The sequence below is a fragment of the Sodalinema gerasimenkoae IPPAS B-353 genome, from assembly GCF_009846485.1.
Lineage (GTDB): Bacteria > Cyanobacteriota > Cyanobacteriia > Cyanobacteriales > Geitlerinemataceae > Sodalinema > Sodalinema gerasimenkoae.
The window spans coordinates 4,241,852-4,266,037 of sequence record NZ_ML776472.1 but is presented as its reverse complement, the minus strand read 5'-3'; the positions used below and the strand labels follow the sequence as shown (position 1 = coordinate 4,266,037).

Sequence of the window (24,186 nt, the reverse complement as noted above, 5' to 3'; positions counted from 1 at the left end):
AGTGAGATCCAACTGTCACACGAGCGTCACATCAACCACTTATCTTAGTCTATAAGTCAGTCCAAGCATGATGGGTCAGTTCCTCAAATTCCCTCACTCCTCACACCAGTTACAAGTCTTGGACTGACTTTCCTCTTGATAACAATGCCGCGAGTCCCCATACGATACCATGCGAACTCCCCCCCAAGGTTACGGCTCTGATGATGTGAAGGGACGGCCACCGGAGTCCCCCAGCCCCAAGTTTCCTGTTCTTTCCTATTTGCTTGTCTTCCTCGTCGGAGGAGCTGTGGCCTGGGGGGCGACGGAGGTGTTCTCATCCCACTCTCAGATGGGTTCAGATTTGGGGACGAGTGAGTCTCAGGAACGTCTGCCTGCGGTCAGTGCCGAAGCCCCAACGGTGACACCCCGGACGGAGGAGGCGCAAATCGTACCTCCGAGTAACTTTGTGGCTGATGTGGTCACTCGGGTAGGCCCGGCTGTGGTTCGGATTGATTCAGAGCGGAGGGTCAGTGCGCGATCGCTACCCCCGGGGTTGGATGATCCGATGTTGCGCCAGTTTTTTGGGTTTCGGATGCCTGATGCTGAGCAGGAGCGGGTTCAACAAGGCTCTGGTTCGGGGTTTATTCTCAGTTCTGATGGCAAAATTGTCACCAATGCTCATGTGATTGATGGGGCCGATTCGGTGACGGTGACTCTGCGAGATGGCCGCAGTTTGGAGGGCCGAGTGTTGGGGACAGACCCGGTTACGGATGTGGCCGTGGTACAGATTGAGGCGGAAGATTTGCCAGCGGTCCGTTTACGAGACAGTGAGGGGTTACAGCCCGGCGAGTGGGCGATCGCCATCGGCAACCCCTTGGGATTAGATAATACAGTAACCACTGGGATTATTAGTGCGATCGGTCGCTCCAGCAGCGAGGTGGGTGTGGCGGATAAGCGGGTTGATTTTATTCAAACGGATGCGGCGATTAATCCCGGTAATTCTGGGGGACCCCTGTTGGATCAAGATGGTCAGGTGGTGGGGATGAATACTGCCATCATCCAAAATGCCCAGGGTTTAGGATTTGCGATTCCCATCAACACGGTGGCTCGGATCGCGGAGGAATTAATCGAAAATGGACGGGTGGATCATCCCTTTTTAGGCATCCAAATGGTTGATCTGTCCCCTCAAGTGAAGGAGCAAGTCAACCGAGATCAGAGTCAGGCGCTACGAGTCGAGGAGGATGAGGGCGTCTTAATTGTGCAGGTCATGCCTGGTTCTCCGGCCGATGAAGGGGGATTACGTGCGGGGGATGTGATTCGCCAAATTGAGGGAGACTCCGTCACCTCCGCTGAAGAAGTTCAACAGGCTGTCTCCCGAGTTCGGGTGGGCGATCGCCTCCGCATCGATATCTCTCGTAATGGCAGCCCAGAAACCCTGGAGGTGCAAACTGGGGTGTTAGGCGATTAGGGGGTGATTAGGGGTCGCTGACGTCGGTGACTCGCCAACTCAGTTTCAGGTTGATGCTGAAGTTCCAAAGGGTCACCAGGGCGATCGCCAACAGTTTAGCCAGATAGTCATTCACCCCCAAAAGGTTAAAGAGGAGATTCACAATCAGCACATTGAGAATCAATCCGGCTAAACAGACGATATTAAATTTGAGTAGGCGTTTGACGCGCTTACGCCATCCCTGTTGTTGACGGGATAAGTCGGAGAACGTCCAAATGTCATTCCAGTAAAAGTTATTGAGAATGGCCACTTCCGCCGACAGCATGGCACTACGAGTTAGCCCCAACTGCCACTGTTCCCGTAGGACATAGAACACCGCCAAATCCACAACAACGCCGCTCAACCCCACCACTCCAAATCGCAAGAAACGCTGGACTGGCAACAAGTCTAAACGCAGTTTCCATAAATGTTGGAGATATTCCCAATACTGTTTCCAGGTGACCTTGCTTTCGCCTTGTTCCCGTTCTTGGAAGACATACCCCACTTCCCCAATCCAGGAAATGTCCCCTCGGCCGAGGACTTCAATCAGGATTTTATAGCCGACGGGGTCCAGGAAACGCTCCGAAATGGCCCCGCGTCGCACCAGGAAAAATCCACTCATGGGGTCCGAGACGCGCCCCACCACTCCCGGCAGAAGAATCAGTCCCAACAATTGGGCCCCTCGTGAGAGGATGCGTCGCCGCAGACTCCAGTCACTGACTCCTCCACCATCGACATGACGGCTGGCTAGGGCTAAGTCGGCCCCCCGTTCGATTTGTTGCCAGAGTTGTTCTAAGATTTCTGGCGGATGCTGTAAGTCGGCATCGATGACCCCCAGAATTTGCCCCTTTGCCCGTTGCCACCCACAAATGACAGCGGTGGACAGTCCTCGTTCTCCTTGACGACGTAGGGCGCGAACCTGGGGATAGGTGTCTGCGAGGTGTTGGGCCAGTTCCCAGGTGCGATCGGGGCTATCGTCATCCACGATAATCAGTTCATAGTCAGGACCGAGGAGGCGATCGAGGAGTTGACTGAGGCGTTCAATCAGAGTCCTCAGGTTATGTCGCTCATTGTAAGTGGGAATGACCAACGAAAATTGCAAGGGAGCGGCCGCAGATATGGGCCAATCTCCCTGATGATAGTCCCCGGGTTGGGGAATTTTAGCAATCAGGCCCTGGGAAGACGGTTTAGGCAAAGACATGAAACATCAGAACCGGGAACTTGATACCGCTACATGGTAAGGGTCCATTGTACCCATATCTCTGAGCGAATCTCTAAACGAATCTTTAAACAAATTTGCGAACAGGTGCGATCGTCCCTAAAAATACGGGATTCTGATGTAGCGGCTCTTTAATAGAAAAGCTATAGTGGGGCTGGTATGAGCGTCCGAATAACCTCCCAATATCACTTCGGTATCATGGACAAAACAAACTCTGATTCAGAAGGGAACGCCAGACCTCACTCTGACCCGTCAGCATTGAACGAAACAGACCTAGCAGCCGGAGAACCCAAAGCACCTATCCAAACCCTCATCACAGTAGTTGGGCTAAGTCTAATTGTTAGTATTGCTCTATTTCTAATTACCAATCAAATCCTTCTTGCCCTCACCGGAGGAGTGGGAAGTGCTCTAGCCTGGGTCTCCTTTGTTCATCCTTATTCAGCGTTGTGGTTGTTGATTATTTATATGCCCTTTGCTGGCACTGTAAGCTATTGGGCTGAATGGGGGAATCCTCTCCTTCAGTTTGGCCAAGACATCTTAGCCATTCCAGCAATGATTGCCATTTTGTGGAATCTCAAAAAAAATGGTATGCCCCTAATCATTCCCCAAAACATTCAGATTCCCTTGCTGACGGTATTGATTTTTGCCCTGGCAACGCTATTCACCGTTAACTTACCCTTGGATCTTGCTAGCGCGGCTTTAGGCAGTCCTAGTGACTCTATCGCTCAGCCGCCTCCAACAGGTGATTTTTTTCTGATGGGGATTTTAGGCTTAAAAGTATTATTGGTCTATCTACCCCTGATTACCTGTACCTATTATATGATTCAAAACGAGAAGACGTTTTGGACATTCACTCGTTTGCATATTATCTTAGCCATAACTTGTTGTAGTTTAGGGCTAATGCAGTATGTGATGTTGCGGGCAGGAGTTTGTCAAGGGACAGATCACTTAACCGATAACGCTGTATTGGCCGCCAGCCTCGATGCCAAATGTTTAGTAGGTGGCTCTTTGATTTATAGTCCGTCTCAAAACCTGATTCGCTTGCCCGGAACCTTTGCAGCCCCTTGGCAATGGGGCTGGTTTCTAATTGCCAACACTTTTTTTGCTGTTGCATCAGCCATCAAGGATTGCTCCCCAGTTTGGCGATTGATCAGTTTTTTAGCCCTGGCCCTACTTGTGGCTAATGCTGTTGTCTCAGGACAGAGTGCGGCTTTATTTGTGATGCTGGTTTTCATCATGGTGATGTTAGCCTTAACAGGAAAGTTGGTTCCCCCAACCCGATGGGCTTCTATGATAGGAGCATTGGCGTTGTTAAGTATCATGAGCTGGGTTCTATTTCCAGAGATGATTCAAGCTCAATTTAACGAAATCATCGAGGGTTGGCTGGCATCTGCACCCACCAGTTTTATGATTGAGCAAGCTTCATCTCAGGACATCACAATATTGGGACATGGACTGGGACGCGCCACCAATGCAGCTCGTATATTGGGGGAAACTCGCCTAATTGAAAGCTATTACCCTAAACTGATGTATGAAATTGGCATTTTGGGAGTGGCCGCGTTTTTAGCCTTGGTGACAACATTGACAGTCGTCACGTTCAAGATCTGGCGATCGCTCGAAAATAAAACCTGGCGCAGCTATGCAGCCTGTTTCTGGCTATTCATCTTGTTGATTAGCTATCCCCCCTACCACTATCCCTTAGATGCCGCCCCCGTAGCAATTTATTACTGGATGATTTTAGGGTTGGTACTGCGACTACCCAATCTTGAACAACAGCTTGAACAACAGGCTCCAGAAAAGCGGTTGTCTCAGGACTTAGGCCAAGACAACGAAGGTCACCAAGTCGCGTAAACGCTTCTTCGGCTGATTGGTCCGAACCACTACCGAGCTTGGGGGGGGTCACAGTACAGATGCGGAAACACCGATATGACAATCTTCCCGGAGAAAAGTTATATTATAGCCATAGCAGGCATACATAGGACAAGGATGTAGGGGCTATTGCCCTTTCCGGTAGAGCGTCTTAACTAAAACTTCGCTTCCTATAAAAATAGTCTGGCATACACGGAACTAACATTAGTTTGGACGATGCCAAAAACAAAATCCAAGAAAAAAGGTCAAGAGACGGCTCGCCCTAATGAGCCAGTCCTCAGTAAAAAAGAGTTAGCGGCGAAAAAGCGACAGGCGGCGAAAGAGCGTAAAGCCTTTATTCAAACGATTATTACCGCTGGAGGGATTGGAGCAGTTGTTGGAACCGCTCTATTCTTTACTGCAAGCCCTATCCTCGCGCTTGCTGGTGGGGGGGGGATTACCGTCTTATGGGTGTCTTTTGTCTATCCCTATCTGGCCCTATGGCTATTTGTGATTTATATGCCCTTTGCTGGGACCGTCACCTACTGGATTGCCGGTGGAAATGCTATTTTTCAGCTTGCGAAAGATGGATTTGCCATTCCTGCCATTATTGCCATATTTTTAAGTCTTAAGAAACAGGGAAAACCTCTGATTATCCCCAAAGGAATCAGAATACCTCTCATTATATTGAGCATATCGGTACTCCTAACCTTATTCACCATCAATCTACCGATGCACCTTGCCAGTGGCAATCCTCCGGCAAATCCTATGGCTAGAAAGCCCCCTGAAGGACAGTTTTTCTTTCAGGGAATTTTGGGAATCAAAGTGTTACTCGGATATCTTCCCCTAATCACGTGCACTTACTACATGATCCGAGATAAAAAGACATTTTTGCTATTTACTCGTCTTCATATCGTTCTAGCTATTATTTGCTGTGGTTTAGGCTTCCTGCAATTTCTGATGTTAACGACTGGAGTTTGTCAGGGGACAGACCATTTGACTGGGAGAGCCTTATTTCAGGCGACGTTAGATTCTAAATGCTTGGTAGGAGGATCATTGCTCTATAGTCCTTCTCAAAATATGATTCGCCTACCGGGGACGTTTGTGGCTCCCTGGCAATGGGCTTGGTTTTTAATTGCGAATGCTTTTTTAACGTTTGCTTCAGCGTTTAGTGACCCATCTCTTATCTGGCAGTTAACGAGTTTCCTGGCAATGGCACTGGTATTTACCAATGCTGTTATTTCAGGACAACGGATTGCCTTATTGTTGGTTCCTCTGATCATCATTATCATGTTGATTGTGACCGGGCAGCTATCTAAGCCAGCTCGCTTCATTCCCATTGTTGGAGGGCTAGCCGGTCTAATTATGGTGAGTTTTATTCTCTTCCCTGACGTGATTCAGGAACGAATTGATAGTACCGTCGATCGCTGGAATGCCTCGCCTCCAACGAATTTTATTGCTGATCAGGCAGACAACTCCTCTCAGAGTCAGAAGCCATTGGGCTATGGGGTGGGCCGAGCGACCAACTCAACCCGTATCTTTGGTGACACTCGGCTGATTGAAACCTATTATCCTAAGCTGCTCTATGAAATTGGAACATTGGGAACGGTTGCATTCTTGGGCTTGGTCACCTCGATTACGGTGGCAACCTTTAAGGTCTGGCGATCGCTCAAAGACAAAGTTTGGCGCAGTTACGCCGCATCCTTCTGGGTGTTCATCTTCTTTATTAGCTATCAGACCTACTACTATCCCCTGGATGTGGACCCTGTGGCAGTGTATTACTGGATGATTGCAGGGTTAGTTCTACGGCTGCCCGATATTGAACGGGAGGATTTAGAGGAGCGAGCGGCTCTAGGGCTAGATGAGGAAGAAAATGCTAAGACTAAGAAGAAGAAGAAGAAAAAGCGCAAGTAATGACAAGGAGCAGCCCGACTGTGACCCCTCTATCTATCTCTGTGGTAATTCCGACCTTTCGCCGGGAAGCGGCTCTCCGGGACACCATCGCTGATGTCCTCAAACAAGACTATCCCCAGTTTGAGGTGATTGTCGTCGATCAAACGGCAGACCATGAGCCGGAAACCGATCGCTATCTGCAAGACCTCAGTGATGGGGGTAAAATTGCCTGGTATCGGGTGGACTGGGCGAGTTTACCTGGAGCGAGGAATTACGCCGTTCGACGAGCGAAGGGGGATATCATCGTGTTTATCGATGATGATGTGCAACTTGAACCCCAGTATCTCGAAACCCATGCTCGCAATTATCGCGATCGCCCGGAGGTGGGTGCTGTGGCGGGCCGGGTGTTCGATCGCATGAAACTGGCCGACTCCGGTGGGGCCCTGAAAATCGAGGATCTCCCCCCAGAAGCGATGGACCCCGGTATTGCTTGGTATCATATCGATTTGGTGCATACCATCAAACCGCAACAAGTCTTGTCGGCTCGGGGTTGCAATATGTCCTTCCGGCGGGAGTTATTTGAAAAGTTTGGGTTGCACTTTGATGAACGCTACCGGGGAAGTGCGGTTCGGGAAGAGTCGGATTTTTGTTTGCAGTTCCGTAAAACCAACCGACAGATTTGGTACGATCCAGAGGCATCTTTGATTCACCTGGGAGAAGAAACAGGGGGCTGTCATGATATTGGCACCAAATCGGTTCAGTACCAAATCACCTTCTATCACAATCACTTCTTTTTAGGACTCCATAACTTAACCATGGGTCAATGCTTGCGCTTTTTTGCCAAACTGTTTGACTGCCATGTGTTAGGTCATCCCCCTTGTAATAAAAGTGGCTCGCCTCTTAAAATTGTGGTGCGTCTTGGCTTCTACAAGCTCGGACTGCTCAAAGCCATGAAGACTTGGATACAATCTCTCTGGGATGATGGACAAATCTACAGCCGTCAAGATGAGTTGTATCAACCCTCCCGCTAAAAATACCCGTTAAGAGGCCCCCTGTTATCTGCAAACCCATGAAAATTTTAGTTGCTAGTCATACCTACATTGTTGACCTCAACCGGGAAAAGTTACGGGAGTTAGCCCGTTTAGAACCCGGAACTGAGGTGACCGTTGTGGTTCCCAAACGTTGGAAACCGGGAGGAGTCCAGAACAAACAGGTAGAAAGTCAGCCCATTGATGAGGGAGCATTTCGGGTTGTGCCGGTGTCGAACTTTAGTCAGAATCAACAGGGATTATTAACATTTGGCTGGGATTTAGTCTCATTGTTGCGAGAGTTTCGCCCGGATATTATTCAAGTTGAGCAAGGTGCTAAAGCTTTAGGCTACGCGGAGTTTATTACCCTTAATCGACTCTTGAAACTCAAGGCTAAAAATGTATTTTTTACGTGGTGGAACTTGCCCTATGAGGTGAAGTTCCCCTTGTCGGTGTTGGAGCGGTATAACTTAAAACATACCGATGGGGTGGTAGTGGGAAACCAAGATGGGGCAAATATCCTACGAGACCATGGTTATGAGGGGGAAATGACAGTTTTGCCACAACTTGGGGTGGATGAACAGCTTTTCTGTCCTCAGAATGTTTTGGATTTGCGAGAGGAACTAGGAATCACCCCGCAAGAGTTTGTGGTTGGCTTTGTGGGACGCTTTGTGGAAGAAAAAGGCTTACTGACTCTCGCGAAGGCTTTAGAGGGATTAGCTGATCGCCCCTGGCGCTGGCTTCTTTTAGGACGAGGACCCCTGCGGGAACAGCTAGAGTCCTGGGCCCAAGAACAGGGGTTAACGGACAAACTCACTTTTGTCGAGAGTGTTCCCCATGACCAGGTCTGCCGCTATATTAATCTCTTGGATACCTTAGTGTTACCGTCGGAAACCACCTATGAGTTTAAAACCCTTTCCTCGGTGGGCTGGAAAGAACAGTTTGGCCATGTCCTAATTGAGGCGATGGCCTGTCGAGTTCCGGTGATTGGTTCCGATTCGGGGGAAATTCCCCATGTGATTGGTGAGAGTGGTTTGGTGTTCCCTGAAGGGAACGCCGAGGAACTGCGGGATTGTTTGCTAAGGTTGATGGAAAACCCGGAGTTAGCCGGGGAACTGGCTCAACGGGGCTATCATCGGGGGTTAGCTGACTATACCAATCGGGCGATCGCCCAGAAGCAGTTGGCCTTTTATCAGCAGCTCCTCAGTCATCATTAATTAGTAATCATCACCCAGAACTCAGCAGATATGACAACTTTGGCGATCGCCGGAACCGATACTGATACGGGCAAAACTATCCTCACCGGGGCCCTATTGGCCTATACTCAGCAGTATCTCCCCCAACTCTCCGTGGGGTTAATGAAACCAATTCAGTCCGGGGTGGGCGATCGCGAGTGGTTCCAAGAACGCTTTGAGCTGAATCAATCTCCCCAATCCCTCAATCCTCAGTTTTTCAATGCCCCTCTGGCCCCTCCTCTAGCGGCGGAACAAGAAGGACGTAACATTGATTTAGCCCCAGTCTGGCGGGAACTGCAAGGGTTGCGCAACAGCCGTGATTTACTCTTGGTGGAGTTTCTCGGCGGTTTAGGCTCCCCGGTGACCTGGGAACTGACGGTGGCGGATTTAGCTCGGGATTGGCGACTTCCGACTCTCTTAGTGGTTCCCGTGAAACTGGGGGCGATCGCCCAGGCGGTGGCCAATGTAGCCCTGGCCCGTCAGATGAAAGTAAATATCTTGGGGATTGTCCTCAATTGCGTGGAACCCCGATCCCCAGACGAGATTGCGCAATGGACTCCCCAGGATTTAATCGAATCTCTAACCCAGTTACCGGTGTTAGGTTGTATCCCCCATCTGTCTGATAGTGGAGATAGCCAAAAACTGGCAGCCGTTGCCGCCAGTTTAGACTTAGAGACAATTCTTGGTCCGTTATCAAGAAGAGTAGCTTAAACGTTCACCAGAGGACTGGTTAATTGAGCTAATTGCTTCACCAACAGACTCAGGAACAGGCCCACATCAGTCACCACACCAGTGGATTCGACGGAACCGCGATCGCTGAGTTTGGTGACAACCGCCGGGTTGATATCCACACAAACCATCTTCACGCCAGAAGGGGTCATATTCCCCACCCCAATCGAATGCAGCATCGTCGAGAGCATAAGAATCATATCTGAGCCACGCACCAACTCGGCGTAGCGTTCTTGGGCGCGAATTAAATCCATTTCCGTATCAGGAAGGGGACCATCATCGCGGATAGAACCGGCAAGAACAAAGGGTACGTTGTTTTTCACGCATTCATACATCACCCCATGACTGACCACACCGGCTTCAACGGCCTGGGCGATACTGCCATGACGACGAATGGTGTTAATCACATTCAGGTGGTGACGATGACCGCCGCGAACGGCGACCCCCCGTTTCATGTCCACCCCGAGGGAGGTTCCTAGACAAGACTGTTCCATGTCATGGACGGCGATCGCATTGCCGCCGAGGAGGCCCTGCACATAGCCTTCGCGAATGAGCCAGGAGAGATGTTCGGCTCCCCCAGTATGGATGACGACGGGGCCAGCGGTGATGACCACTTTGCCGCCGCGATCGCGAATTCGTCGCAATTCCCAGGCCACTTGTTCCACCACCAGTTCAACCCGTCGCTCACTGGAGACTCCGGCTGACATAAAGCCAAATTCCTGGGTTCCTCGTTTTTCGCGAGACTCGGGTTTACGAACGGTGCGGATACCGGAAACCCCCACCACGACTGTCTCGTTCGTTTCTAAATCCCGTAGAATTTTGCATTCGGCGACAATTCCCTGTGGGGTTTCCTTAACGGCAATTGCCCCATCCATCCGTTGTTTGCCAACGCGAATCCACTCGCCGTTAATGCGAATTTCCGTGGGATAAATGGTGGTGACGTAGAAGTCATCGGGGGCTACGCCAGCTTTGGTTACGGGTTCGAGTTGGGCATCGGCCTGCTCTTCGGGGAGAGAGACGGCCCCCAATTCGATCAGTTGTGCCAGAATTTCCTCCATCACGTCGTTGGAGGGAGCGGAAATATGAACGTCAGCGGTTGAGGTACTTTGACGCTGTTCTCCGAGGTTGAAGTTGCGGACTTGGAAACTTCCCCCCCCTTCGACGACGAGATCTAAGGCACGGTTAATAATGCCGGCATCGAGGAGATGACCTTCGAGGGTGATGGTGGTGGAGACGACGGAGTCCACGGCGTGAATGTTGGGCATCACCGGTTCGGTGGTGCGCAAGGTGAGGCATTTGGCGGCTCCACCGGCTTTGAGAAATTCACTCAGGGGGGTTTGGATGACCTGGAATCCCACCTTGGTTAGACGGCGGCTGAGGTCGTCGCTGACTTGGTTCATGACGACCACATCACCGACATTGACGGCGTTACAGGCAAAGTTGCCGGCATCGTCATCGTTGACAATAATGCGTTTTTCTGGGGGAACCCGCATTTCGATGAGGCGGTTGGAGTAGAAGTCGAAGGCGGGGGGGTAGTAGAGGAGGTAGCCGTTGCTGAGGGGACAGAAGCAGGTATCGAGGTGATAGAAGCGACTGTCGACGAGTTGCAGGGAGATGACTTCAATGTCGAGCCATTTGGCTAGGTAGGGGTGAGAGTCGAGTTCGGAGCGAAATCCGTATCCTGCCCAGAGCCAGCGTCCTTCGCGATCGAGGAGTGCGTCACCGGCGCCTTCAAAGGGTAAGTCTTTGGGGAGTTCGTAGACGGTGAAGCCGTTGTCTTCAAACCATTTTTTGAAGTGGGGTTCTTCTCCTTGACGTTCGGGATGGTAAAAACGACTTAAGACGACGTTATCGCCGAGGACTAGCCCAGCATTGGCGGTGAAGACCATGTCAGGAACGCCCTTTTGGGGGTCGACGAGATCGACAGTGGCATGATCTTTGAGAATCTTATGCAGTTGTTCCCACTGGGTTTCGGCGCGATCGCGGGAAGAACGATGGATGTTTCCTTCCATCCAAGGGTTAATCACGTAGTCCACATCGTAGTGATGAGGCGGACACATAAGGATATGAGTGGATGCGGTCATAGAGGGTAAAACCTTTGAGGAGCGATGTAACGCACAATGGACTGCTGGTGCAGCCAATTGTTCATTGTATTACAGTCCTGAACCTGGGTAAAAAAATCTTGGGTTGGGTTGAGATGGAGGTCAAATCTCATGAGGGAGCAGTTGCCAGCGGGGTTTGGCTCTTTTAGGCTAACTATTATCAGAATTTCTTGAAAAAGTGAGGATTTGTTGACATGACTCAGGTCTTGATTGTGGGTGGCGGGGTGGTTGGGGCGGCGATCGCCTATGAGTTGAGTTGTGTTCCTGGACTGGAGGTGATTCTGTGCGATCGCGATCGCCTGGGTCAGGGGTCAACGGGGGCGGCGCTGGGAGTCTTAATGGGAGCAATTAGTCAGAAAAAAGCCAAGAGTCGGGCCTGGAAACTCCGAGAGCAGAGTTTGCAACGCTATCTGACCTTAATTCCTGAGTTAGAGGCAAAACTTGACTGTCATTTGCCCCGCAATGATGCGGGGATTTTAAAACTCTGTTCAAGGGAGGAAAATTGGTCAAAATGGCAGAACTTGGCTCAGGTGCGTTGCGAGCAAGGGTTTCCCTTGGCATTATGGTTGTTAGATGAGCTTTACACTCGTTTTCCTCAGTTGGGGAGGGAGGGGATTTCGGGGGCGGTCTTTTCGAGCTGTGATCGCCAAATTCAACCCCGTCCCCTCACAGAGGCGTTGCTGGCGGCGGCTGAGTTGCAGGGGGTTCAGGTAAATTGGGAGACTGAGATTACGGATATAGAAATGACAACCGGAGATCCTCGCCGCTGTGGCCAGGTGATGACTCAAACCGGTGATCAGTATGAACCGGATTGGCTGGTAATTGCGGCGGGTTTGGGGACGAGTCTGTTGACGGACCAACTCCAGAGGGCGATCGCCGTGCGCCCGGTGTTGGGCCAGGCGGTGCGATATCGTCTCTCTCAGCCGTTTCCTCAGAGATTCCCTGTGGTGACTGGGGGAGATGTGCATGTGGTTCCCCTCTCGGATTATGAGTGTTGGGTGGGGGCAACGGTGGAGTTTCCTGATGCAGCGGGACAGGTGACGGCAGATGAGAGGTTATTGGAGGAGGTTCAAGAGGCGGCGATCGCCCTCTATCCCCCGTTAGCTGAGGCTAAGGTGATTGAACAATGGTCTGGCTTACGACCCCGTCCCGAAGGACGCAGCGCCCCAGTTATCGGTAAATTAGAGAATTATGAGAACGTGTTGCTGGCCACGGGTCATTATCGTAACGGCGTGTTACTGGCTCCGGCCACGGCGATCGCCATCCGTGATTTGATTTCAGGAGTTTGATACAGTAAGCATTGGGACAACAGGCCCTTGCCTATTGCCTGCTCCCTATTGCCTGTTCCCTGTTCCCTATCCCCTATCCCCATGACCGATACCATTTTCGCCAAAATTATCCGCAGGGAGATTCCGGCGGATATCCTCCATGAAGACGAGCATTGTCTCGCCTTTCGCGATATTGCCCCTCAAGCTCCCACGCACTTTCTGGTGATTCCCAAGAAAGCGATTCCCAAGCTGGCTGATGCTGACGACAGCGATGAGCAACTGCTGGGGCATCTTCTCATCATTGCCAGAACCGTGGCCGAAACTGAACGCTTAGAGAAAGGTTACCGAGTCGTTATTAATACCGGTGACGATGGTGGGCAAACCGTCGATCACCTGCACCTACATGTGTTGGGGGGACGACCGATGAGTTGGCCCCCCGGCTAAGATGCCCCACCCAAGCCTAGGGACAGAAACCTCCCTCTCTGACCCTAGGCGTTAGATTGCGAAGTGTTAAGAAAACCATCATAACGACTGAATTCCTCATTGGACAAGGCTTTCAGGGGTTTTGAGACTCTGATTTTAGGCAGAATTTACAAAAAAAACGGAAAAACCCTTTACATCACGAAACAATTGCGTTAATGTAGTAACAACAAGGGCAAACACATTATTCGCTCTTGTTACAGAACCAAACACAACGCAATAATTCATACTATGACCACCACCTTACAGCAACGCGAATCCGCGTCTCTGTGGGAACGGTTTTGCAGTTGGGTCACCAGCACTGACAACCGCCTTTACATTGGCTGGTTCGGTGTCTTGATGATCCCCACCCTCTTAACCGCTACCACCTGCTTCATCATCGCGTTCATCGCTGCTCCCCCCGTGGACATCGATGGTATCCGCGAACCTGTTGCCGGTTCTCTTCTGTATGGAAACAACATCATTTCTGGTGCTGTTGTTCCTTCTTCTAACGCGATCGGACTTCACTTGTACCCGATCTGGGAAGCTGCCAGCCTCGACGAGTGGCTTTACAATGGCGGTCCTTACCAGCTCGTGATCCTTCACTTCCTCATTGGCGTTTTCTGCTACATGGGTCGTGAATGGGAACTGTCTTTCCGTCTCGGAATGCGTCCCTGGATCTGCGTGGCTTACTCCGCACCTGTTGCCGCTGCTAGCGCTGTCTTCCTGATCTACCCCATCGGTCAAGGTTCTTTCTCCGATGGTATGCCACTGGGTATCTCGGGAACCTTCAACTTCATGTTGGTGTTCCAAGCTGAGCACAACATCCTGATGCACCCCTTCCATATGCTTGGTGTGGCTGGTGTCTTCGGCGGTGCTCTGTTCTCCGCGATGCACGGTTCTCTGGTGACCTCCTCCTTGGTTCGTGAAACCACCGAGAGCGAGTCTCAGAACTACGGTTACAAATTCGGTCAAGAAGAAGAAACCTACAACATTGTTGCAGCTCACGGCTACTTCGGTCGCTTGATCTTCCAATACGCTTCCTTCAACAACAGCCGCTCTCTGCACTTCTTCTTAGGTGCATGGCCCGTTGTCGGAATCTGGTTCACCGCTCTTGGTGTCAGCACCATGGCGTTCAACCTCAACGGTTTCAACTTCAACCAGTCCGTGTTGGATAGCCAAGGTCGTGTCATCAACACCTGGGCTGACGTGATCAACCGCGCCAACCTCGGTATGGAAGTTATGCACGAGCGTAACGCTCACAACTTCCCCCTCGACTTGGCTGCTACCGAAGCTCCTTCCATCAACGGCTAAGATTAGCCCTTGGGAAGTTAGCTAAAGTGGTTAACTAAGACTTAAAAAAAGCGTCCTCTCCGGAGGGCGCTTTTTTTTTGCCTAACTTCGGTAGCTGAGAGTGTCACAAAAGTTAACCCCTGCCAAGCACCCAGAATGATGTTAAACTCAATACACCTAAGCAAGCTAGGGGTGCCTGAGTCGTCAGGCTGAGATTACACCCTTAGAACCTGAGACCGGCTAGTACCGGCGAAGGGAAGCTGTTTATCGAGGAAATTCAATATGCGTACAGACTGGGTAGCAAAGCGACGCGGTCAGGGTAATGTATCCCAGATGCACTACGCTCGTCAGGGAGTGATTACCGAGGAGATGGACTACGTCGCCAAACGGGAAAACTTGCCAGTCGAGTTAATCCGTGACGAGGTGGCCCGGGGCCGGATGATTATTCCGGCCAATATCAACCACACCAATCTCGAACCGATGGCCATTGGCATTGCATCGAAATGCAAGGTCAACGCCAACATTGGGGCATCGCCCAACACCTCTAATATTGATGAGGAAGTAGCGAAACTCCATTTGGCGGTGAAGTATGGTGCGGACACCGTCATGGACTTGTCTACCGGCGGCGGGGACTTGGATGTGATTCGCACGGCGATTATCAAGGCCTCTCCGGTTCCCATTGGTACGGTTCCCATTTATCAGGCCCTTGAGAGTGTTCATGGCAGTGTGGAAAATCTCACTGCTGATGATTTCTTGAATATCATTGAGAAACACGCTCAGCAGGGTGTGGACTACATGACGATCCATGCAGGAATCTTGATTGAACATCTGCCGTTGGTGCGCGATCGCATTACGGGGATTGTCTCTCGCGGTGGCGGAATCCTGGCACGCTGGATGTTACATCACCACAAGCAAAACCCCCTTTATACTCATTTCGATGACATCATCGAAATCTTCAAGAAATACGATGTGTCGTTCAGTTTAGGGGATTCCCTGCGTCCGGGTTGTACCCATGATGCCAGTGATGAAGCGCAACTGGCGGAGTTGAAAACCCTCGGACAGTTGACACGCCGCGCCTGGGAACATGATGTTCAGGTGATGGTCGAAGGTCCGGGCCATGTCCCCATGGACCAGATTGAGTTCAACGTCAAGAAACAGATGGAAGAGTGCAGCGAAGCACCGTTCTATGTGTTGGGTCCGTTGGTGACAGATATTGCGCCGGGGTATGACCATATTACCTCTGCCATTGGTGCAGCCATGGCCGGTTGGTATGGGACGGCGATGTTGTGCTATGTGACGCCGAAGGAGCATTTGGGGTTACCGGATGCTGAGGATGTGCGCAATGGCTTGATTGCCTATAAGATTGCGGCTCATGCGGCGGATATTGCTCGTCGTCGTCCGGGTGCGCGCGATCGCGATGATGAACTCTCGGCGGCGCGGTATAACTTCGACTGGAACAAGCAGTTTGAGTTATCCCTGGACCCTGAACGCGCTCGGGAATATCATGACGAGACGCTTCCGGCGGATATCTACAAGTCGGCGGAGTTCTGCTCGATGTGTGGACCGAAGTTCTGTCCAATGCAGACCAAGGTGGATGCGGATGCGTTGACGGAGTTGGAGAAGTTCTTAGCTTCGGATGAGGCGAAGGAGAAAGCTGTCGTGAAGGCATAAGCTGAGCTGAATCTAAAAGCAGGTCAAAGCAGGTGGGGGGAAACTCCTGCCTGTTTTTGGGTTTAGTCTATGGGAAAACGGCATTACTACAAGTCTATCGAAAGCTTGGAACGCCGCATTCAAGAGCATCAGGTTAAAATAGATCAAGAATTAGATCGGGACTCTCCAGATTTAGGACTCATTGACCATTGGCGTAAGGAAATTCGGGCATTTCAGAATGGGATTCAACGAGCGAAAAAGCGGTTAGGAAAGAAATAATGATGCCAGTTAAGACAGGAGTACAGTTAAGCCAAGATAGCACCCTCGATCGCCTCCTAGAGGAACTGGCCGAGGACTGTCAGATGACCCTCGATTTGTTAAACCAGTTACGATCGCCCCTTTCCGACAACGATCGCGCCACCATTATCGCGGAACTCGTCGCCACCACCATTCATCTGCATAGCCATTGTGATGACTCGTTACAGGATAGACTTTGGCAAGAAGGCGATCGCCTATCGGATGGAGACGCTTCTGAGGACTCGGACTCGTGACCGCCAAGGTGTAAACGCGACGATTTCTCTGGAGGCGATCGCCCTCGACATTTCCCTGCAACAGATATATCACGGGATTCTCGAACGATGACCACAAGCCAACACCAGTCGCTCAGTCTCAAGACGTTCTTGAACTTACCGCCAACTCAGCCGGAGAGCGAATATATCAATGGACAAATTATCCAAAAACCAATGCCAAAGGCGCGTCATTCGCGGCTTCAAACAAAGCTACTCCAAGCTATTAACGCCGTCGCCGAAGACGCGCAACTCGCCTATGGGTTTTCCGAATTGCGTTGCACCTTTGGCGATCGCTCCCTCGTTCCCGATATTGCGGTCTTTTCCTGGGAACGGATTGTTTTCGATGCGTCTGGCGAACCGGTTGATGATGTCCAACAGGCGCCAGACTGGGTCATTGAAATCCTCTCCCCCCAGCAAAGTCCCAACCGTGTCGCCGGAAAGCTTCTCCATTGTCTCCAGTATGGGAGTCAAATGGGATGGCTCGTCGATCCCGGCGATCGCTCCATCCTCGTCTTCCAACCTCAGCGTGAACCGGGCCTCTATGAAGGGTCCACACCTCTCCCCCAGTTTGCTAAGCTTTCCCTAACTCTGACCTGCGATCGCATTTTCGGCTGGCTTCAGATGACTCCCCCCAACCGCTGATGTCCCTCAACGCTTCCCAACGGTTGCCTGAATCTGACGCTGAGGAACGCCGTTAAACTGAGAGGATTTGGTTAATCTCCTGTTGAATCTCTTGCAATCGCTCCCGTTGCTGATTGAGCCATTCCATTTCTGAGGTGTGTTGTTCTTTCGATTGACTATTCAGTTTGATCAGGCGCTCAATGTCATTTTCATACACCGAGAGGGTATTTTTGATGACTTCGCTAAACTCATCAATTCGTTGAGTAAATTCGCTCCTAATTGCCTCTCCAACTTTATGTAATCTATCATCCTCAGAATTTTGAAATTGCTTCATTCCCTCCTCAATCAGCTTTCGACGAATTCTCCCGTCTATGTCGAAGACTCCTGCTGCTCCGAATCCAGCCATTCCTGCACCAATGATACCTGCAATTGTTGCAAGGAAAGGACCAAAGAAAAGTCCGGGAATCATAACCAGTCCTAAGCCAACCATTCCTAGATTCAGACCCCCCCCTGAATCGTCATCAGTTTTCAATGGGGATACACTGGAAAAAACCCAGCTTTCTGCATAGTCTTCTTCTCCTGACCGATGTTGCTTAAATTTCTCTTTAACTAACTCAAGTTCTTTGGCAATGAAGGAGTCAAGCTCCTCAAGTTTGGGGTTGATAACTTTTTCGATTAGGTCTTGCTTTACCCAAGTTTTAGTTTCATCTGATAAATCAGCTTCAAACTGGCGAATATAGTCAGCCATGAGCTTATCACGACTGAGAAGCCATTGATGTTCGGATATCCATTGTTCCGATTTTACGACCACCCGCTCATACAATCCGGCGTCCCATTCCTCGAATGATTCAGCTGCTAAGTCAACGACCTCATCGTAAAGTTCAAAAACAAATTCATCGAATCGAACTTGACAAGCGGCTGCTTCCCCCATCTTATCCCAAATGAGTTTCTTTTCCTGTTCTATATTTTTCAGGTTTGACTGTTGTAATGTTTGATAGTTTTGAATTTTAGCTAAAGCACTTTTCATTAAACTATTAAAACTACTTGAAAAGTTTTCAAGCTGAATTCCGCCTCGGTCATCAATCAAAAAATCTTCAAGAGACTGGATAAATTGGTTAAAGTCCTGAAGATATTGATTGTCTTTATTTTTTAATTTAGCCGTCAAAGCTTTTCTGGCAGAAAGGTAGTGAACTCGGTTATCTCCAGAAATTCGTGCTGGCTGTTCATGAAAACAGAAGTCTTTTATCCGTTTTTTGACCGCACTGGTATTGCCTTCACTATCATAATCGTCATCATCATCGTCATTATCGAGTAGATCCATGTAATTGACGACCACAAAAATGTTCTTTGCGGGTTGGATATCTGCGTCATCGATAAGATTCAGAGGATTCCTAATTTGTTCAAACAACTCTCGTTCCGTTGCTGTCAAAGATTGTTGAGCACTAATCATGAAGATAATTGCATCAGTTTCTTTGATTAGCTGTTGCGTGACTTTTTCCCGTTCAGGATGTTCGTTTAATCCCGGTGAGTCAACAATTTCAGCACCATGTTTGCAAAACTCTAAATCGGGAGTCTGAAACACAACATATTCTAGGGATGAGTTGACCAATGCTTGATTTCGATTGGCTTCAGTCTCCGACTGGGATTCAGCGATCTTAACTTTATCTTGATACGCCTCAAACGGTATTTCTTCGGTTGTTCCGTCTTTATAGTGACAGATGACTCGGGGATGCTGGCTATAGCGCAAGATGCTCAGAACTCCCGTACAAGGGATAGCTGCAACAGGTTGAACTTTCGACCCTAACAAGGCGTTAAGTAATGTCGATTTACCCACACTAAAGCTACCAATGACCGAAATACGAAAGTGGCTATCAGATAGCTTATTGAATAAATTACGGGTGGTTTCTAATAGTTCTTCAGGTATCACTTTTTCATCGCATAAACTTTGGAGAATTTGAAAGTAGTGATATCCCTGAATGCTGGTTTGAGTTTTGATTTTTTTAAGTTGCGCTAATTTTAAGTAAGCGTTTCCCCCTTTCTCAGCGGTCAGAACTTCTGCTGGCTCTTCTTCAGGTTGAGGAAATCTATCTTCAATCAGACTAGCCGCTTTTTTAAAGATAGGCTCTAAATCATAAAACTGAGAGGGATCTAGCAATCGTCGAACTTTATTTAAGGCAGTGCGATTGCGAACCGACTCACCTTTGAATGTATGTTCTAAAACGTCTAAATAATCAGGATTTAGGTTTAAGTAACTTCCAATTTTGTTCAACTCTTTCAGTTCTTTAACGTGCATTGTCCCGTCAATACTGGACATTTGATAGCCAAAACTAATGAGCAATAATTTTTCAGACTGAGAAAAGGTTGATGTTAGAATTTGTAAAGTGTGAGGATCATTATAGAGTTTCTGTTTATTGACTCGACTCACCATCGACTGGGCCAAGCGACGTAAATCTCCTTCCGAGGGAATCACCTGCTTCAAGGTCGTCTGGAAATGACGCTTTTCGTCCTCACTCACTACCCCATCGGCACACATGACTTTCAGCAGTAGGGTTGAGATAGCAGCTAAAAATAGGACAGATGGACTGACATGCTCTGATTTTAGGTCTTCGCCAGTCATGCGTGACAGCAATGTGATCGCCTCGGTTCCCACTGGTCGGTTCTTCATCACCCTACTCGCGATAGATGTTTCCTCAGATTGTACTACTTTTTTTCAGAATGAGGATCTGTTCAGAAAAGTTATGATTCGTTGAGAATAAAACGTTAAGCAACCTTGCAAAATATTTCAATTCGTAAAAAAAACAAACCTTATCAAATATCGAAAAAACTGCTAGGATCAGGGTTATTCTCCTAGTTTGGGGTCTCACCATGGTAAGTTTTATATTTCCGCCTCATCTTCAAGCGGGCCTGGCAGCTGGGGCATACGAGATTGTTAAGACAGGAGCCGGTCCACTGATTGGCGTGGCCCGCGATAAGGCGACTGGTCGCATTGTGGGTCATGCGATTGGTGTGACCGGGAATCAGGCGCTTGGTCAGGTTTTAGGTAATGTCGCCGGTCAAATGGCTCAAACCTCTTTGTTGGGGATGAATCCAATTGCTGGGTTGACTGGAGTTATATCTGTTGCCCAAAATCACCATATTGTTCAGCAAAACAAGCATATTATCGGACAGCTTGCTCACGTCACCAGGTCTTTGGGCGTATTACAAACGACTATGGGATTCATTGGGGTGGGAACTGTGGCAAATGTTGCTATCGGTGCAGTCAGCCTAAGGCAAATTTTCAAACTGCGAGAAGATGTTGAAAAGCTAGGAATCAAAATTGAGCAAGGTTTTCTGGACCTTACCTCACTCATTCAAGATCAAGGACAAGCCATTCAAGAACAGTTAGATCGAGTGGCTGACGATATTAAATTTGAGCAGCATCGGATGGAGTTGGTGAAAGCCTATGGTCAATTTAGCGGTGCAATCGAATTAATTAAAACGGGTTTATCCTGTGATGATGAGTCAATTCGTAATACGGATTTAGCGAACGCTCGGTCAATGTTGGGGAAAGCCTTATCCATTTATCGTAATCCCAATATCTTAGGCGATGTTAAGGCTCCTGGACACTTAAGACGGGTTGAATGTGCTTGGCTGATTGAGTATGAAATTGCTCGTAGCTATTCCCTACAAAATCAACTGGGGTCTTCCTGTCAGTCTTTACGGAGTTTAGCCGAGCATATCCGTAAGGATGGAGTTGAGGTCATCGATCGCTGTGAAACGGAAGCCGATCTGGATTTTGTTGGACCTGAATTATTGCATATTTATGATAATGATTTAGCGTTCTTGGACGTGGAACTCAATCAACTCGATTGGGTGCGATCGCTCCCCCCAGAAGACAAAAAACAACTGCAATCCCTGAAAATTAGTGACCCTCCCGCCTCCGATCGCGAACTCTCTGGGGAGGAACTGTCTCAACTCCCGGCGATCGCCCAATATGAAGACTTTAAGCAAAAATCTCATCCCTTAGCCCTCTGTGACCAGATTCGGCTGATGATGAAGCCCCAGTTACGGGTTGATTGCATTGACTATATTTGCGATCGCGCCCAGCAAGAAGGTCATCGAACCCTAATTCCTCAGTACCTCAACGAAGCCTCCGAATTTGCCCTTGCTAACCTATTCCATTACTTCCAACCTCGCGATGACTTCCCAGAGGAAGAAACCGAGGAGATCCCATCGCAACCTGTCGCCAGATCCTGACCTAGAGACTCCTCAGTGAGACTGGGCCGAACGCAAGGGACAAACCTGTAAGCCAACGGGGGTATCCAGGATTAAGGCTTCGATATCAAACACCTGCTTAAGGTTCTCGGACGTTAACACCTCCTTTGGGGGGCCAATTTCTCGAATCTGCCCCTCTTGGATTAACGCGAGACGATGACTATAGCGGGCGGCTAAGTTGATTTCATGGAGAACCGTGACAATGGAGAGACGGCGATCGCAATTTAAGCGTTTCAGTAACTCCAACAGTTCCAATTGATAGCGAACATCCAAAAAGGTGGTGGGTTCATCGAGGAACAAGACCTGAGGATTTTGGGCCAACGCCAGGGCCAGAAACGCCCGTTGTCGTTCACCGCCCGATAGCTGAACCAAGGGACGCTCAGCAAAATCCCTTAAATCTGTCGATTCTAGGGCATTTTCAATCCAATAGCGGTCTTCTGGGCTACTGTCCCATTGCCACCAGGGTTGATGAGGCGATCGCCCCATCGCCACCAATTGCCAAACGGTCATCCCTCCAGGAACAGAAGGCTGTTGCTGAGTTTGAACCGCCAACTTTTGGGCCACGGCCTGGTTCGAGAGTTGGTCAAGGGAATCTCCGGCCAGAAACACCTGGCCCCGTTGGCGGGGAAGCAAACGACTCAGCAACCGCAGCAGAGTCGATTTCCCTGACCCATTGGCCCCAATCAGGGTTAGCCATTCACCGTCATGGAGGGTTAAGGAAATATCCCTGATAATCGCCTGTTTGCTATAACCTCCAGTCAGGTCAGAGGCGGCGATGGGGATAGTCTTACCAGTTTGAGATGGACGGATTGGGGTTCCCCGCATAGTTCCTGTGTTATCGATAGTCAGTATTCTAGCGAGAATCAGGATGATCGCCCCTCCCAGGGCTAACAGCGGTAAACTCAAACGATGGTCTGATCCCACCAACAGGCGCACCCCATGGGGAATAATCAGCCCCACAAAGCCAATCAAGCTGCCAATACTAGCCCACCCCCACGAGGAGGCCCAGTAACGCCAGGGTGACCAGAAACACCCGAGGATAGTGAATTTGAGGGGACTTGCTGGGGTAACTCAGGGGTGATGTCATTTAATCGGCTGGGTTACGGTGGGACTGGGTGGCGATGGCCAGGCGCAGGTTTTCGATTTGACGTAAGCGATCCATAATGGCGATCGCCTGACCATGGGGGATCGCTTCATCGGCGTTCAACACCACTAAGCTGGTGTCCGCTTGCGCCATTTGTTGGCGAACTCGGTCTTGTAACGTCTCTAGGGTCACCCCATCTTCATCAACGCGAATCTCTCCCTCAGCGGTCACCGAGACGGTGATGCGGGTCTCCTGTTGAACTTGGGAACTCTGGGCTTGGGGTAAGTTCACCGGTAAGCCTTCATTTCGGGTGAGAAATAAACTGGAGATAATAAAGAAGGCTAAAATGGCAAAAATCACATCAATCGCAGAGACAATGTTGATTTGTGCTGGAATATCTGGGTCGTCGTCAAGCAGTTTCATGGCTCAATCTAGATGGCAAATCATGGCGAAAGTCAGCTAATTCTTCATGGATACACTAGACCTTGGTTTTAACTTCCTAAATTGTAACTCTAGGCGACCCGAGTATTCTTCAATTAGAGACATCTGACGACGGTAAAAACTCCGAAACGTATTGGAAAATAGCAACGTAAAAATCGCCACCACCAAGCCTAACACCGTTGACCCGAGGGCTTCACTAATCCCCCCCGTCACCCCAATGGTATCGCTTTGACTCACATCTCCTAACTGCAACGACGCAAAGGAGGTCATCAACCCTAACACCGTTCCCAATAACCCCAACAAGGGCGCAACGGCGACAATTGTATCAAATACAGTATTAAAGCGACGTAACACCGGCACTTCAGCACGGGCGGCAGTTTCTAGGGCAATTTGAAACTCCTCAATGGTGGGGTCATCTAACTCCAACGCCTCCAAAAAAATTCGACACATGGGAAATTTAAGATTCTTCTTCAGCAGTTGAATTGCCGAATAGCAATCAGACTCCACCAAACGAAAGACCTTTTTAATAATCCGGTCTTGCTGGCGCAAAAGTTGAATCCAAAAGTAGCAGCGTTCAGCAATTAACGCCAAAGATAATACGGAAAAAATTAGCAATGGAATGGCAACAACACCACTCGATGTCAAGATATTTAAATTCATGATGCGTCTCCTCACGTGAATCCTACGTTAACCCAATTCCAAGCCAAACTAACGTTCAATCACCAGTTCCAGCCAATTGATGGAAACATCATTCCTGAAATTCCCCTTCAAATTCCCCCTCACAGCGATCGCCATTTTGGAACTGTAGGCGGCCCTCCCCAGTCATCTAACCCCCCTCAAAGTGTCCCTCATAGACATCCCCCTCGGCAAATCCTCAAAGCGTCCATTCACTGAGGGTCCTTCATAGCGACTCCCATCGTGAAACTCCCAAACCCTTTCACCGTGAGGTTTGCCCGCCTCAAACTCAGGCTGAGTACAGAAATAAGGAAAAGAGGCGATCGCAGCATGAACAGTCAAGAAAATGAACA

The 24,186-nt window shown here is 49.5% G+C and carries 20 protein-coding genes and 1 riboswitch; of the genes, 14 read left to right on the top strand and 6 right to left on the bottom strand.

What is annotated here, in order from left to right; genetic code table 11:
- Positions 1–169: 169 nt before the first annotated feature.
- Positions 170–1,447, top strand: coding sequence for an HhoA/HhoB/HtrA family serine endopeptidase (locus L855_RS18415; protein WP_159790428.1), 1,278 nt, complete (start codon positions 170–172; stop codon positions 1,445–1,447).
- A gap of 7 nt (positions 1,448–1,454) precedes the next feature.
- On the opposite strand, the gene L855_RS18410 is transcribed toward L855_RS18415, so the two are convergent.
- On the bottom strand, positions 1,455–2,666 hold the full coding sequence (locus tag L855_RS18410) for a glycosyltransferase (RefSeq protein ID WP_159790427.1): 1,212 nt from the start codon (positions 2,664–2,666) through the stop codon (positions 1,455–1,457).
- Between the two features lie 276 nt (positions 2,667–2,942).
- Here L855_RS18410 and L855_RS18405 point away from each other — a divergent pair, with 276 nt between their 5' ends.
- The 5 genes from L855_RS18405 (at position 2,943) to bioD (ending at position 9,399) form a co-directional block, all read left to right on the top strand.
- Entirely contained in the window at positions 2,943–4,535 is a 1,593-nt protein-coding gene (locus tag L855_RS18405) for a hypothetical protein (protein WP_159790426.1), read from the top strand.
- Between the two features lie 234 nt (positions 4,536–4,769).
- The gene (gene hpsL, locus L855_RS18400; RefSeq protein WP_159790425.1) at positions 4,770–6,446 is read left to right on the top strand and encodes a hormogonium polysaccharide biosynthesis protein HpsL; all 1,677 of its coding nucleotides are present in this window, start codon (positions 4,770–4,772) and stop codon (positions 6,444–6,446) included.
- Positions 6,446–7,456 (top strand): hormogonium polysaccharide biosynthesis glycosyltransferase HpsN, encoded by a 1,011-nt coding sequence (gene hpsN, locus L855_RS18395; protein WP_159790424.1) that lies wholly within the window; start codon positions 6,446–6,448, stop codon positions 7,454–7,456. Before hpsL ends, hpsN begins: the two co-directional genes overlap by 1 nt.
- A gap of 38 nt (positions 7,457–7,494) precedes the next feature.
- Positions 7,495–8,670 carry a hormogonium polysaccharide biosynthesis glycosyltransferase HpsO gene (gene hpsO / locus L855_RS18390; protein WP_159790423.1) on the top strand — a complete coding sequence of 392 codons (1,176 nt, stop codon included), beginning with the start codon at positions 7,495–7,497 and terminating at the stop codon, positions 8,668–8,670.
- Between the two features lie 30 nt (positions 8,671–8,700).
- Positions 8,701–9,399 carry a dethiobiotin synthase gene (gene bioD, locus L855_RS18385; RefSeq protein ID WP_159790422.1) on the top strand — a complete coding sequence of 233 codons (699 nt, stop codon included), beginning with the start codon at positions 8,701–8,703 and terminating at the stop codon, positions 9,397–9,399.
- Here the strand turns inward: bioD and argZ are convergent.
- Entirely contained in the window at positions 9,396–11,501 is a 2,106-nt protein-coding gene (gene argZ, locus L855_RS18380) for a bifunctional arginine dihydrolase/ornithine cyclodeaminase (protein ID WP_159790421.1), read from the bottom strand. The genes bioD and argZ overlap by 4 nt on opposite strands.
- A gap of 212 nt (positions 11,502–11,713) precedes the next feature.
- Between argZ and L855_RS18375 the strand changes: the two genes are divergently transcribed.
- From L855_RS18375 to L855_RS18345, 7 genes are all read left to right on the top strand, one after another.
- Complete coding sequence (locus tag L855_RS18375) at positions 11,714–12,808, top strand: NAD(P)/FAD-dependent oxidoreductase (RefSeq protein ID WP_159790420.1); 1,095 nt, start codon at positions 11,714–11,716, stop codon at positions 12,806–12,808.
- Between the two features lie 75 nt (positions 12,809–12,883).
- A complete protein-coding gene (locus tag L855_RS18370; protein ID WP_219730033.1) occupies positions 12,884–13,231 on the top strand; it encodes a histidine triad nucleotide-binding protein in 348 nt (115 codons plus the stop codon).
- 267 nt (positions 13,232–13,498) lie between these two features.
- Positions 13,499–14,560 carry a photosystem II q(b) protein gene (psbA, locus tag L855_RS18365; protein ID WP_159790418.1) on the top strand — a complete coding sequence of 354 codons (1,062 nt, stop codon included), beginning with the start codon at positions 13,499–13,501 and terminating at the stop codon, positions 14,558–14,560.
- 157 nt (positions 14,561–14,717) lie between these two features.
- Positions 14,718–14,814, top strand: a riboswitch (TPP riboswitch).
- A 7-nt stretch (positions 14,815–14,821) separates the two neighbouring features.
- A complete protein-coding gene (thiC, locus tag L855_RS18360) occupies positions 14,822–16,210 on the top strand; it encodes a phosphomethylpyrimidine synthase (RefSeq protein WP_159790417.1) in 1,389 nt (462 codons plus the stop codon).
- A 69-nt stretch (positions 16,211–16,279) separates the two neighbouring features.
- Positions 16,280–16,468 carry a hypothetical protein gene (locus L855_RS18355; protein ID WP_159790416.1) on the top strand — a complete coding sequence of 63 codons (189 nt, stop codon included), beginning with the start codon at positions 16,280–16,282 and terminating at the stop codon, positions 16,466–16,468.
- Positions 16,468–16,740, top strand: coding sequence for a hypothetical protein (locus L855_RS18350; RefSeq protein ID WP_219729948.1), 273 nt, complete (start codon positions 16,468–16,470; stop codon positions 16,738–16,740). Before L855_RS18355 ends, L855_RS18350 begins: the two co-directional genes overlap by 1 nt.
- A gap of 87 nt (positions 16,741–16,827) precedes the next feature.
- Complete coding sequence (locus L855_RS18345; RefSeq protein WP_159790415.1) at positions 16,828–17,400, top strand: Uma2 family endonuclease; 573 nt, start codon at positions 16,828–16,830, stop codon at positions 17,398–17,400.
- 52 nt (positions 17,401–17,452) lie between these two features.
- Here L855_RS18345 and L855_RS18340 read toward each other — a convergent pair whose 3' ends face one another.
- The gene (locus L855_RS18340; RefSeq protein WP_159790414.1) at positions 17,453–19,996 is read right to left on the bottom strand and encodes a dynamin family protein; all 2,544 of its coding nucleotides are present in this window, start codon (positions 19,994–19,996) and stop codon (positions 17,453–17,455) included.
- Positions 19,997–20,244: 248 nt separating this feature from the next.
- Here L855_RS18340 and L855_RS18335 point away from each other — a divergent pair, with 248 nt between their 5' ends.
- Positions 20,245–21,615, top strand: coding sequence for a hypothetical protein (locus L855_RS18335; protein ID WP_159790413.1), 1,371 nt, complete (start codon positions 20,245–20,247; stop codon positions 21,613–21,615).
- A gap of 12 nt (positions 21,616–21,627) precedes the next feature.
- On the opposite strand, the gene L855_RS18330 is transcribed toward L855_RS18335, so the two are convergent.
- The 3 genes from L855_RS18330 to L855_RS18320 form a co-directional block, all read right to left on the bottom strand.
- Entirely contained in the window at positions 21,628–22,605 is a 978-nt protein-coding gene (locus L855_RS18330; RefSeq protein ID WP_343039328.1) for an ABC transporter ATP-binding protein, read from the bottom strand.
- 115 nt (positions 22,606–22,720) lie between these two features.
- Positions 22,721–23,140, bottom strand: coding sequence for an ExbD/TolR family protein (locus tag L855_RS18325; RefSeq protein WP_159790411.1), 420 nt, complete (start codon positions 23,138–23,140; stop codon positions 22,721–22,723).
- A 36-nt stretch (positions 23,141–23,176) separates the two neighbouring features.
- Positions 23,177–23,818 (bottom strand): MotA/TolQ/ExbB proton channel family protein, encoded by a 642-nt coding sequence (locus L855_RS18320; RefSeq protein WP_159790410.1) that lies wholly within the window; start codon positions 23,816–23,818, stop codon positions 23,177–23,179.
- Between the last annotated feature and the right edge of the window lie 368 nt (positions 23,819–24,186).

Excerpts from the sequence above, each read along its gene's own strand:
- L855_RS18355 (WP_159790416.1), top strand. The coding sequence starts at position 16,280 with ATGGGAAAACGGCATTACTACAAGTCTATCGAAAGCTTGGAACGCCGC.
- L855_RS18415 (WP_159790428.1), top strand. The coding sequence starts at position 170 with ATGCGAACTCCCCCCCAAGGTTACGGCTCTGATGATGTGAAGGGACGG.
- L855_RS18335 (WP_159790413.1), top strand. The coding sequence starts at position 20,245 with ATGGTAAGTTTTATATTTCCGCCTCATCTTCAAGCGGGCCTGGCAGCT.
- bioD (WP_159790422.1), top strand. The coding sequence starts at position 8,701 with ATGACAACTTTGGCGATCGCCGGAACCGATACTGATACGGGCAAAACT.
- L855_RS18410 (WP_159790427.1), bottom strand. The coding sequence starts at position 2,666 with ATGTCTTTGCCTAAACCGTCTTCCCAGGGCCTGATTGCTAAAATTCCC.
- hpsL (WP_159790425.1), top strand. The coding sequence starts at position 4,770 with ATGCCAAAAACAAAATCCAAGAAAAAAGGTCAAGAGACGGCTCGCCCT.
- L855_RS18350 (WP_219729948.1), top strand. The coding sequence starts at position 16,468 with ATGATGCCAGTTAAGACAGGAGTACAGTTAAGCCAAGATAGCACCCTC.
- L855_RS18345 (WP_159790415.1), top strand. The coding sequence starts at position 16,828 with ATGACCACAAGCCAACACCAGTCGCTCAGTCTCAAGACGTTCTTGAAC.
- L855_RS18375 (WP_159790420.1), top strand. The coding sequence starts at position 11,714 with ATGACTCAGGTCTTGATTGTGGGTGGCGGGGTGGTTGGGGCGGCGATC.
- hpsO (WP_159790423.1), top strand. The coding sequence starts at position 7,495 with ATGAAAATTTTAGTTGCTAGTCATACCTACATTGTTGACCTCAACCGG.
- L855_RS18325 (WP_159790411.1), bottom strand. The coding sequence starts at position 23,140 with ATGAAACTGCTTGACGACGACCCAGATATTCCAGCACAAATCAACATT.
- psbA (WP_159790418.1), top strand. The coding sequence starts at position 13,499 with ATGACCACCACCTTACAGCAACGCGAATCCGCGTCTCTGTGGGAACGG.
- L855_RS18320 (WP_159790410.1), bottom strand. The coding sequence starts at position 23,818 with ATGAATTTAAATATCTTGACATCGAGTGGTGTTGTTGCCATTCCATTG.
- argZ (WP_159790421.1), bottom strand. The coding sequence starts at position 11,501 with ATGACCGCATCCACTCATATCCTTATGTGTCCGCCTCATCACTACGAT.
- L855_RS18340 (WP_159790414.1), bottom strand. The coding sequence starts at position 19,996 with ATGACTGGCGAAGACCTAAAATCAGAGCATGTCAGTCCATCTGTCCTA.
- hpsN (WP_159790424.1), top strand. The coding sequence starts at position 6,446 with ATGACAAGGAGCAGCCCGACTGTGACCCCTCTATCTATCTCTGTGGTA.
- thiC (WP_159790417.1), top strand. The coding sequence starts at position 14,822 with ATGCGTACAGACTGGGTAGCAAAGCGACGCGGTCAGGGTAATGTATCC.